Source organism: Ruegeria sp. AF3, from assembly GCF_056536285.1.
On record NZ_JBQFJM010000002.1, the window covers coordinates 85652 to 97400 of the forward strand.

General features: G+C 54.2%; 9 protein-coding genes. 3 read left to right on the forward strand and 6 right to left on the reverse strand.

Annotated features, from left to right (window positions below; translation table 11 throughout):
- Window positions 1-45 precede the first annotated feature (45 nt).
- The 4 genes from melA to ACR3FC_RS17115 form a co-directional block, all read right to left on the reverse strand.
- Window positions 46-1386, reverse strand: coding sequence for an alpha-galactosidase (melA, locus tag ACR3FC_RS17100; RefSeq protein WP_480477106.1), 1341 nt, complete (start codon window positions 1384-1386; stop codon window positions 46-48).
- The gene (locus tag ACR3FC_RS17105) at window positions 1383-2231 is read right to left on the reverse strand and encodes a carbohydrate ABC transporter permease (protein ID WP_480477108.1); all 849 of its coding nucleotides are present in this window, start codon (window positions 2229-2231) and stop codon (window positions 1383-1385) included. Before ACR3FC_RS17105 ends, melA begins: the two co-directional genes overlap by 4 nt.
- A 1-nt stretch (window position 2232) precedes the next feature.
- A complete protein-coding gene (locus tag ACR3FC_RS17110; protein WP_480477110.1) occupies window positions 2233-3159 on the reverse strand; it encodes a carbohydrate ABC transporter permease in 927 nt (308 codons plus the stop codon).
- A 91-nt stretch (window positions 3160-3250) separates the two neighbouring features.
- Window positions 3251-4510, reverse strand: coding sequence for an ABC transporter substrate-binding protein (locus tag ACR3FC_RS17115; RefSeq protein WP_480477112.1), 1260 nt, complete (start codon window positions 4508-4510; stop codon window positions 3251-3253).
- A gap of 140 nt (window positions 4511-4650) precedes the next feature.
- On the opposite strand from ACR3FC_RS17115, the gene ACR3FC_RS17120 reads away from it, so the two are divergent.
- The 3 genes from ACR3FC_RS17120 to ACR3FC_RS17130 all read left to right on the forward strand — a co-directional run bounded on the left by ACR3FC_RS17120 (window position 4651) and on the right by ACR3FC_RS17130 (window position 8969).
- On the forward strand, window positions 4651-5457 hold the full coding sequence (locus tag ACR3FC_RS17120) for an IclR family transcriptional regulator (RefSeq protein WP_480478193.1): 807 nt from the start codon (window positions 4651-4653) through the stop codon (window positions 5455-5457).
- Complete coding sequence (locus ACR3FC_RS17125) at window positions 5454-6512, forward strand: ABC transporter ATP-binding protein (protein WP_480477114.1); 1059 nt, start codon at window positions 5454-5456, stop codon at window positions 6510-6512. The genes ACR3FC_RS17120 and ACR3FC_RS17125 overlap by 4 nt, the downstream gene beginning before the upstream one ends.
- A 243-nt stretch (window positions 6513-6755) precedes the next feature.
- Window positions 6756-8969, forward strand: a complete 2214-nt coding sequence (locus tag ACR3FC_RS17130; RefSeq protein ID WP_480477116.1) for an NADP-dependent isocitrate dehydrogenase — start codon at window positions 6756-6758, stop codon at window positions 8967-8969.
- Between the two features lie 405 nt (window positions 8970-9374).
- Here the strand turns inward: ACR3FC_RS17130 and ACR3FC_RS17135 are convergent, their stop codons facing one another.
- Both ACR3FC_RS17135 and ACR3FC_RS17140 read right to left on the reverse strand, forming a co-directional pair.
- Complete coding sequence (locus ACR3FC_RS17135; RefSeq protein WP_480477118.1) at window positions 9375-10409, reverse strand: glycosyltransferase family 2 protein; 1035 nt, start codon at window positions 10407-10409, stop codon at window positions 9375-9377.
- Window positions 10410-10600: 191 nt separating this feature from the next.
- Window positions 10601-11746, reverse strand: coding sequence for a peptidoglycan-binding protein LysM (locus ACR3FC_RS17140; RefSeq protein ID WP_480477120.1), 1146 nt, complete (start codon window positions 11744-11746; stop codon window positions 10601-10603).
- Between the last annotated feature and the right edge of the window lie 3 nt (window positions 11747-11749).

Sequence of the window (11749 nt, forward strand, 5' to 3'; positions counted from 1 at the left end):
TTTTTTAGGTCTGGGTGGATTTGAGTATTTGTAAAAAGGTGAAATTCAAGCGGCGCGAGATGGGTGGCACCAATCTGGCAGCCAGTCGGCATGGGCAGACAGAAGGTCGTTCACCAGATTTCGAATTTGGCGCAGGTCCAGTTCGGCGGCGGTGTGCGGGTCCATCATGGCTGCATGATAGATATGCTCGGGGTTCTGGTCGACCAATGCCCTGACTGTGAGTTCCTGAACGTTGATCTGGGTACGCATAAGGGCGATCAGCTGCGGTGGGACGTCTGTGATGACAGAAGGCTGAATGCCATTTGCATCAACCAGACACGGTGTTTCGACAGCGGCCCCCATAGGCAGCTGAGGTATCTGGCCGGTGTTTGGCAGATTGCCATAGGCCACGTAGGCGGTGTCAGAGATGATTGCGTTCATTATGTCTGCCGCAAACTCATGGCTGCGAGTGACGGCTATGTCGCGCCAGTCAGTCAGGGTTTTGGCCTGCTCTTTCCAGTTGTTCATCTGTTCCACACAGCGGGTCGGGTATTCATCGAGTGGGATTGAGAATTTCTCGATCAGGTCCGCCCGCCCGTCTTTGATGAACCATGGCACGTATTCTGCCAAATGCTCAGAACTTTCGGTGCAGAAATAGCCAAGGTGGTCCATCACTTCGTAGCGCACCTTGTTGGGGCAGCGCGGCATCAGCAGCGGCGCCTTGGGGATCCTTCCGCTGACATAACCTTGCCGAAGGGCGGGGTATAAATTATGGCCCTGATGCTCAAGCCGCAGGAAGAAGGCGACGTGATTGACGCCCGCCACCTTGTAGCGAATGTCGTCTTTTGGCAGGTCCAGATCGTGTGCCAGTTCCGCCACCGTGTTCTGAACCGAGTGGCACAGGCCGACCTGCTTCAATGATGGGTATTTCTCGGCCAGTGCCCAGGTGTTGATGGCCATCGGATTGACGTATTGCAGCAGTGTCGCATCAGGGCATAGCTGCATCATGTCATGCGCCACGTCCCACAAGACCGGCACAGTGCGCAGTCCCCGCATGATGCCACCTACGCCCAGCGTATCGGCGATGGTCTGGCGCAGCCCGTATTGCTTGGGGATTTCAAAATCTGTGACGGTACAGGGCTGGTACCCGCCAATCTGAAAGGCGGTAATAACGAAATCGGCACCATCGAGTGCGGCGCGTCGGTCTGTATGTGTGGATATTGTCGCGTTTGACCGGACCGAACGGATCATGGCGCGGGCTACAGCTTCGCTTTCTGTCAGGCGTACGGGGTCGATATCCATCAGCGCAAAGTGACTGTCCGCCAAAGCGGGGGTCAGCAGAGCATCCCCCACGATGTTCTTCATGAAAATTGTCGAACCTGCTCCGATGAAAGTTATCTTTGTCATTTTACAGCTCCGAGGGTCAGGCCCGCGATAAAGTGCTTTTGCATCAGGAAGAACATGGCAACCGGCGGCAGCGCTGCTACGATCGAGCCCGCGCTCATCAGTTGGTAGGCGGCGCGGAACTGGGCGTTGAAACTGGTTATGCCTGCTGTGACAGGCTGGCTTTCCGCGCCCTGAGTCAGGACGACCGCCCAGAAATAGTCGTTCCAGATGAAAGTGAAGATCAGCACGCTGAGTGCGGCAATTGCGGGTTTCATCAACGGCAAGACCACATACCAGAAGATGCGCCATTCGCTGATACCCTCGACCCGCGCGGCCTCGATTAATTCAAAGGGCAGGGCCCGGATAAAGTTGCGCATGAACAATGTGCAAAAGCCGGTCTGGAAGGCGATGTGGAACAAGACGAGGCCGGTTTTTGTGTTGTAGAGGCCCATATCAAGTGTCAGGTCGCGCACAGGCACCATCAGGATCTGGAATGGCACGAAGTTGCCGGCAACGAACATGAAGAAGATCCACAGGTTCGATTTGAATTTGTAGATGCCCAAAGCAAAGCCGGTCATGGAACTGAGGGCAACGGCACCGATCACCGTAGGAATGGTGATCATGAAAGAGTTTAGCAAGTATCGCGGCATGTCAGAGTTGAAGAATACCAGCCCGTAGTTGACCGCGCCCTCGAAACTGGATGGCAGGCCCCAATAGTTGGCGTTGGTGAAATCCGCCGCTGGTTTGACCGAAAACAGAGCCACCGCGAGTAGGGGGCCCAGCCACAGCAACAAGGCAAGTGGCAGCATCGCCTGATAGGTGATCTGCGCGGCGCGAGATTGTTTTTCGATGGGTTTGGGAAACATCTCAGTGCCCCCGTTCTTCGCGATACATCGACCAGAGGAAATAGGCGATGAAGCCGAGCATGATCAGGAACAGCACCACAGCGATAGCCGCGCCATACCCCATGCGGAAACCGTACTCAGATAGTGCGACCTCGAACATGTAATAGGCCAGCACTCGGGAAGATCCGAATGGCCCGCCCTGTGTCATGATCGAAATCAGGTCGAAACTGCGCAGCGCCCCGATGATTGTCACGACGAATGCAATGAAAGTGGCCGGGCGCAACTGTGGCAGAATGATGTGCCACAGCATTCTCAAGCCTTTGGCACCGTCCAGGCGTCCGGCTTCGATCTGTTCGGGGTCGACGGCATTCAGACCGGTGAGGTAGAGGATCATGCAATAGGCGGTTTGTGGCCAAAGGCCTGCGACGATGATGCCGTAGGTGACCAAACGCTCGTCGCCCAGCACGTTCAATGGACCCATTCCGAAAAAGCCGAGAAACTCATTCAGAAGACCAAATGTCGGGTCATAAAACCACGTGAATACAAGGCCAACAACAACCTGAGAGATGACAAATGGAAAGAAAAACAGCGATTTGTAAAGGCGGATACCCCAGACCGTCTGGTTCAGAAACAAAGCAATGAAAAGGCCCGCCGGAATGGCCAGAAGATACAGGATCAGCCAGATCAGGTTGTTCTTGAGCGAGATATAGAATGCGTCCCGGTCAACCCATTCCCAATACAAATCTTCATAATTGCGCATGCCGACATATTCGGCGGCACCCAACCCATCCCACTCGTACAGTGAAAGGTTGAAGGACTGGAAGACCGGAATGATCACATAGACCATGAAGAACAGCAGGCCCGGAGCAAGGAATAGCCACGGGGCGATGCGTTGTTGGTTTCTGTGGAACCAGTTCTCCTGATCAGGGGCGTCGGCGGCAGTGGTCATGGGTGTCCTGGGTTTGTTTGGGTAAGGCGGGTTGAAACCACCTTACATTCTGTGGCGAGGTAGGCCGGGCTCGAGCCCGGCCCAAGCCTGATTAGTTGTCGTAGATACGCTCTCGCGCGCGTTCCAGCTTGGCCAGAATACGGTCAGCATTGTCTGGTTTAACCATGAATTCCTGGAAACCTTCCATTGACACTTTGGCCATTTCAGCCGGTGCGTCGCGGTCCCAGAACTGAGCCACTCCGCCGGGGCTGTTGGTCGAGAGCATCGAAAAGCCCTGCTGCAGGAATTTGTCATCGTCTACTGAGGATTGCGCGTTCACCGGCAACTGACCGAGGTTCGATCCGTTGTTGATCTCGGTCTGTTCATCCGACGAGACAACAAAGCGCAGGAACTCTCGTGCGGCTTCTTTGTTCGATGCATTCGCCGGGATGTGGAACGTATCGGTCGGCGCGTCTTCAGCCAATTCGACATCAGGGTTGATTGAAACGAATTGGTAGAAATCCAGCTGATCATCGGTAAGCCCTGCTTCACGCAAAGGCGCGACTGCAAAATTTCCCATCAGATACGCAGCGGCTTCTCCGTTAACCATGAACGGCAAAGCCTCCTGCCAGCTATAGGTCTGATGGTTGTCAATGAAAGCCCCCATGTCGATCAACTGCTTCCAGTTTGTAAAGGTCTGCTTGACCCGGTCATCTTCCCAGCTGATTTCGCCGTTGGCCAGTTGATTGTGGAAGTCGAACCCGTTGGTGCGCATGTTCAGGTAGTCAAACCAACCGCCAGCGGTCCACAGGAACTTGGTCCCGATGGTATAGCAAGCACGGCCTGAATCGACGATCTTCTGGCAATTTGCCAGCTCTTCTTCCCAAGTGGTCGGTTCGCTGAGGCCTAATTCGTCAAAGATATCTTTACGATAGTAAACGCCCCACTGGTAGTAAGTGTAGGGGACGCCCCATTGTTTGCCATCGATGGTCATCGCGCCTTTGGTTGATGCCAGGTTTTCAGCAATTTCAGGTTCCGCCCAAAGATCCGAGACGTCTTCGAACAGACCGGCCTCAACATATGGTTTCATACGGTTGGCGGCGTACCAAGTGGCCACGTCAGGTGTGTCAGCCGTCAGAAAGTTGCGGATCTGGGTCTTATACGCTTCGCGGTCGATAACCGTGGTTTCGATCTCTAGGCCGGGGTGCTGCGCTGCAAACCGCTCGATCATCGCTTCCATCGTTGCGCGCGGGGCCGGGTTTGACGTGTCCAGGAATATCCGAAGCTCTCCGGTCAGGTCAGCAGCCGCCGGTGCCGCCATAGCAACGCCAAGTGCCAGCGCAGCGGTTGTGCGCTTGAAAGTGGAATACATGGTTTCCTCCCTGTTGTTTCCACACAAGTTCCAAATAATGAAACTATGTTTTATATATTGAAAACTACACATCGACTCGGTTAGTCTTGTCAAGACCCTCGTGCGAACTGCGATGGGCAAGCGGAGGAGAATGGACGCCCGTGTCAGGTGACGGAACTATTGGCAAAGCATGTGACGTGCTGGATCAGGTCGCCGCATTTCAGCGCCCTGTGCGATTTTCGGAGTTGCTGGACGGCAGCGATTTTCCGAAAGCAACATTGTATCGGTTTTTGCAATCATTAACCAATCAGGGAATGCTATGTTACGACCCCGAGCGCCAAACCTACGCGCCGGGTATGCGTTTGGTACGGCTTGCGCATGCAGCCTGGACCCAAAGCTCACTGGCCCCTATCGCACGTCCGTTCCTCGATATTCTAAGCCAGGAAACTGGAGAGACTGTGCATTTGGCGCAGCTCGATGCTGGTCAGGTTCTATACGTAGACAAACGCAACGCGGCGCAACCGATCGAGATGTATTCTCAGGCGGGTAAGGTGGGCCCGGCCTATTGCACGGGTGTCGGCAAGGCGATGCTTGCCTTTCTGAATGAAAGTGACCTTAACCGGGCAATTTCGCAGCAGAGTTTTCATCGCTTTACCGACAAGACCCTGACGTCCGACAATGACCTGCGTACGGATCTTGATCGAATTCGCAGCAAGGGTTTTGCCGTTGATGACGAAGAACATGAACCCGGAATTATTTGCGTCGCCTGCCCTGTTCTTACAACAAACGGCCGTGTCCTGGGCGCGATCTCAGTAACCGGCTCGACCCAGCGAATGGATTTTGAACAACTCGAGGCATGGGTGCCTCGTGTGCGGCGGGTGGCTGAACAAATCAGCATCGAGGCGCAGGCATGGCGTTTCCCTGAAACGCGACCAGACCTCGGCAATGACAGGATGCAAGCGACATGACAGGTGTAACCCTGAACCAAGCAATAAAGCGGTACGGCCAGACGCAAGTCATTCACGGCATCGACTTGCAGATCGAAGATGGTGAGTTCTGTGTTTTCGTTGGCCCTTCGGGATGTGGCAAATCCACATTGCTACGGATGATCGCAGGTTTGGAAGAAACGTCGGAAGGCAAGATCCACATAGGAGCGCGGGACGTAACCCATATGGACCCGGCCAAACGCGGTGTGGCGATGGTCTTCCAGACCTATGCGCTTTATCCGCATATGACCGTGGCGGAAAATATGGGCTTTGGGCTGCGCATGAACGGTGTCCCAAAGGCCGAGATCACCAGAAAAGTGCAGGAAGCCTCGAACATTCTGAAACTTGACCAGTATCTCAAACGCAAACCCAAGGCTCTGTCTGGTGGGCAACGGCAGCGGGTTGCTATTGGCCGTGCCATCGTTCGGGGCCCCGACGTTTTCCTGTTTGACGAACCCTTGTCCAATCTGGACGCCGAGTTGCGCGTGGAAATGCGTGTTGAGATCGCGCGCCTTCATCAGGAAATCGGTGCGACTATGATTTACGTAACCCATGATCAGGTCGAAGCCATGACCATGGCCGACAAGATCGTCGTGCTGCGGGATGGTCGTATCGAACAGGTCGGGGCTCCGATGGATTTGTACCGCGATCCCGACAACCGGTTTGTCGCAGGTTTCATCGGTTCGCCAGCAATGAACTTTCTGGAATGTGACTATGGGGATGGCCATGTCTCCCATCCAGCGCTAGGCAAGCCGTTGCCCGTTTCTGCAACTATCCCCTCGGGTCGGACCAAAGTGACATTGGGCATGCGGCCCGAACATATTCAGGTTGACCGTTCGGCCGATACTTGCACCGTGGACCTGACCGAAGCCTTGGGCGGCGTTTCCTATTCATATCTACGGACGCCAAATGGTGATAAGCTGATCATTGAGGAACGGGACGACCAACGAAGCAGAACCGGGGATCGGATCGGCATCGCCATACAGCCAGATCGTGTGATGTTTTTTGATCCAGAGACCGGGCAACGGTATCGTTAGTCACGACCTTCCAGCCCACGGGCAGGCTTACCCGTCCCAAGAGTTACACGACACTTTATCTGACCCGTGGCAAAACGCGCGGGCAGATGCGATTGATTCCAAGTCAAACGTGATTTAAGGGAAGCCCTGTCAAAACAGAGTCACCTAGGGGCTGTATCGTGGTTTAGCCCCTCTCACGCCACGCAATTGTGGTTGCAACTCTTGGATCGCACGCCCCGAAAGGCTAAAAAAAGGTAAAAGAATATGGCAGATAAATCGAACTTCGACATATTGTATACCATTGTAGACGAAGCGCCAGAGCTGGCCAGCGCTTCGTTCCTGCCCATCATCCGCAAGTTCGCATCTGCTGCGGGCGTCCGCGTTGGCACCAAAGATATTTCTCTGGCGGGACGTATTCTGGCAGCATTCCCCGAGAACCTTACCGACGATCAGCGTGTAAGCGACGATCTGGCTGATTTGGGCGATCTGGTGAAGACACCTGATGCCAATGTCATCAAGCTGCCGAATATCTCTGCCTCGGTTCCACAGTTGGTTGCGGCCGTCGAAGAACTGCAATCGCAGGGTTACGACATTCCGACCTACCCCGCAGAACCTGCAACGGATGAGGAAAAGGCGATCCGCGCCCGTTATGACGCGATCAAAGGTTCTGCTGTTAACCCGGTTCTGCGCGAAGGGAACAGCGACCGCCGTGCGGCGCGTGCGGTGAAAAACTATGCTCAGAACAACCCGCATTCGATGGGCGAATGGGCGTCGGACAGCAAGACCAAAGTTTCGTCCATGCCGGCCAATGATTTCTATGCAAACGAGATTTCGGCCACCATCACCGTAGCACAAGCAGGCGATGCAAAAATCGAGTTTGTAGGTAAAGATGGTGACGTCACCGTTCTGAAAGACGGCTGGTCGCTGGAAGAAGGAACCATAGCCGACGCGACTTTCATGTCGGTCAAGGCACTGTCTGCGTTCCTTTCAGATGCCATTGAGGACACCAAAAAAGACGGGACCATGTTCTCGCTGCATATGAAAGCCACGATGATGAAGGTTTCAGACCCGATCATCTTTGGATATGCGGTCAAAGCCTGGCTGGCCCCCGTGTTCGAAAAGTTCGGTGCGGAACTGGATGCGTTGGGTGTGAACCCAAATTCAGGTCTGGGCGCTCTGTTGGAGCGCGTGCAGGGTCATGCAGACATCATGGCGGCTATCGACGCGCTCAAGGCGGACCGTCCATCCATGTATATGGTGGATTCGGACCGCGGAATCACGAACCTGCATGTCCCATCGGATGTAATCATTGATGCCTCAATGCCTGCAGTGATCCGTGCCGGGGGCAAGGGCTGGGACCAGACGGGTGCCAAAGGTGACACCAACTGTGTGATCCCTGATCGCTGCTACGCGACCGTCTATGATGAGGCCATCAAGTTCTTCAAGGCCAACGGCGCGTTGAACCCGTCCACGGCCGGAGCCGTGGCGAATGTGGGCCTGATGGCTCAGAAAGCCGAGGAATACGGTTCGCACCCGACAACTTTCGAGGCGCCGGCCGATGGTACAATCCGCATCGTTCTGGCCAATGGCGAAACGTTGCACAGCCATAGTGTCGAGGCCGGCGATATCTGGCGCGCCTGCACTGTCAAAAAAGCGCCGATCGAGAACTGGATTCAGTTGGCCATGGACCGTCAGCGTCTGACCGGTTCCGAGGCGATTTTCTGGTTGGACGCAAACCGGGCCCATGACGCGGAGCTTATCAAATATGTCAAACCGGCGCTTGAGGCTGCTGGCGTGGCCGACAAGTTCCTGATCATGGCCCCGCGTGAAGCGACCCGTCAGTCGTTGGAGACGATCACAGCAGGTAATGACTCGATTGCTATCACCGGCAACGTGCTGCGGGATTATTTGACTGACCTGTTCCCTATCCTGGAATTGGGTACTTCGGCCAAGATGCTCTCCATTGTCAAACTGATGAACGGCGGTGGTTTGTTCGAAACCGGTGCCGGTGGCTCGGCGCCCAAACATGTGCAGCAGTTGGTCGAAGAAAATCACCTGCGCTGGGACTCGATGGGTGAGTTCTGTGCGTTGGGTGAATCGCTGAACTTCCTTGCTGACAGCAAAGGCAACGAGAAAGCGGGCATTCTGGGTGCGGCGGCCGAAGCAGCGACGCAGGGTATTTTGGACAACAACCGCTCACCCAGCCGCAAAGTTGGTCAGCCGGATAACCGCGACAGCCACTATTGGTTTGCACGCTACTGGGCTGAGGCTTTGGCCGCCCAGTCCGAAGATGCGGAACTGGCTGCCGAGTTTGAATCATTGGCCAAGGATCTGGCCGCCAATGAAGCGCAAATCCTGTCCGAGTTGGCCGCAGCGCAAGGTCAAGCTGCGGATTTGGGAGGTTACTATCACACGGACCCAGCCAAAACGGCAGCGGTTATGCGGCCCAGCACAACGTTGAACACAATCATCGGCTAATCGCTAACGGCAAAACAGGTGATCCCTCGCCTGTTCAAAACATGGAAAGGGACCGGCACAGTTGTGCGGTCCCTTTTTGTATCGCAGACACTGTGACGGAAAGTAGGGTCGGCAAAAGTTTTTTGCATTTACAATGCTTTATAAAAAATTTGTTTGTACTTACGGGATTCCCCTAATAGCACGACAGCGCTGACTGCTTTAAACCTTGGATAACAGAGAATTTCACTGGTGATGCCTTAGGGCCTTATCACTCACTCAGAGAATGACCAGCATTTGGGGTGCTGGTCATTTCATTTTGGTTCTCAGGATTTTCTGGACAGCTCAGCAGTTCAACCATGGTTGAACACGAAATCGAGTGCTCACAAAAATACTGGAGACAGGGTTAAAAATACTGGAGACAGGGTTTTAGCCAACACGCCGGGGTTCTGGGCTGGCAATCGGCGCTTGTATTCTGTTCGCTCCGCTAACCGCAACACCTTTATGCCGCAAATAAGAAAGGCGACGCGCCTCACGCCGGGCGAGCGCCAGGGATTCCAGGATAAGCGCGCACACGATCGACAGCATGGTTCCGACAAAACCGGATACTGCGACAACCAAAGATGGAATTCGGTCCACCAACCCCGTTTCCAGAAACTCTCGGAAAACCGATACGAATACGAAAAGCGACGGTAAGAAAATCAACAAGGCCAAAGAGAGGAAGAAAGCGATTGGTTTTTCGTCCTTGATCAGAAGGCCAATCATCTTGAGAATTCGCCACCCATCGGAATAGGTGGCTAGCTTGGAATTCGAATCCGGAAGCCGTGCGACGTATTTGGTCTCGATTTCTCCAATTGGCATGCGCATCTGCATCGCGTGTACCGTAAGTTCAGTTTCAATTTCGAAACCGTTGGAAACCGCTGGAAAACTTTTGACAAAGCGTCTGCTGAAAACACGATAGCCGGAGAGCAGGTCGTTGATTTTGCTTTTAAAGAAGAATTTCACCAGTCCGCTGAACAAGGCGTTTCCAAACTTATGACCCCTACGATAGGCTTGAATGTCCTCGTTAACACGCGCGCCATTAACCATATCAAGGTTTTGCGAGACCAGCAGATTAATCATGTCAGGTGCTGCCATACTGTCGTAGGTCGCATCCCCGTCTGCCATAACGTAGACATCCGCATCTACGTCAGCAAACATCCTACGGACAACGTTGCCTTTACCCTGATATGTTTCAGAATAGACCAGCGCGCCAGCGTCTTGCGCCATTCTGGCTGAGCCGTCCGTGGAATTGTTGTCGAATACGTAGATTACCGCCTCCGGCAGGGCGGCGCGGAACTGCTTGACAGTTTCACCAATGGCAATCGCCTCATTGTAACACGGTAAGATAACAGCAACCTCCAGCCCCGGCCATGACGCCCGTGTCAGAGATCCGTTTCTTAATTTCAAGGCAGCCTGTATCATACGTAACTCAAGCTCGCTCGGGTGTGTCATTTGAAGGAAAATTGCACTTCATTCCCAAGATGCTGCGCGCATGAGGCATTTCTGAAGCAGATAAATGGCCGAATTTTGGCATCCGATTGAAACGCCCTGATAATTCAAAAAAAATGGGCCGGTTCAAGTACCGGCCCCAAAGTTTCAGCTGAACCGAGGGATCAGTTCGAAGCTGCGTTCAACTTTGCGTTTTGCTCACGCAGCGTATCCGAGATGATCGCGTACCATTCACCGGATTGACGCATTTCGATCAGACCCTTGTTCATCATCGCGATGTATTCGCGCGCGAACGGGTTGGTGCGATGCGCAAGGAAGCTCATCGACGACAGTGTAGACACATAGGGGTTCTCAACGATGTCAGCCGAAGTCAAACCCATGTCTTTCATTGTCGATGCGAACAGATCAACTTCGAATGCCGCAACATCTGCGGTTCCGGTCAATACAGCGTCAAGGCAATCACGGGCCGAGCTCGGTTGAACCACAGTCGTGTTCTCGCGGTTCAGTCCCTGTTCTTCCAGAACAACCATGCTCCAGCCTGCCATACGGCAAATAGTCGAACCTTCTAGGTCCTTGAAGCTGGTCGCGCTTGCGTATTCGCTTTCCGGCAGTGTGAAGAAGCCACCGACGATATCGTAAACCGGGACGGAAGCTACGAATTGAGTGCAGCGAGCTTCGGTTTCCGGGGACCATTCGTATGTACGATTGGTACAATCCGGAACGGTCCATGCAATTGAAATATCAAAGGCACCAAGCGGCAACAGTGTATCCAGATGCGAACTCCAGTCGTCGACAAAGCTGACTGAATACTCACGGCTGTTTCCGGCCCGCTGAAGGCTGGTCGTTGCCAGGCGGGTCATGATGCCCCCGCCGTTCAGAGATTCGGTTGTGAACGGTTCCCATCCGTTACCCGCCACCATCTTGATCGGCGGCGCATAGACATTCGAGCGCTTGACGCTGGCTGCGCGCTTTTCTTCAGCAGCGATGATTTCCTGCGCGCTTTGGCCGTTCGGCAGGCTGCCGTCTTCACAGGGTAGGGCCAGCACCAGCCCAGGATTAAGAGACCCCGGGTTTGTGATAGCGTTCCTGTTCGCGTTGAAGATCGGCTGGTAGTTCGAGGTGCCATAGGCGGCGATGGCGATGGTTGCCAACGTGTCGCCGTCTTGCACTGTATAGTTTGTACACGCTTCCTGTGCAGCGGCAGCACCCGCGCTCAGAGCTGTGATGGCGGTTGCCGACAGCACTAGTTTCTTAATCTTCTCGTTAAACATTTCCACTTCCTCCAGACTTTTGTTTGTCAGGCCAAACATGGC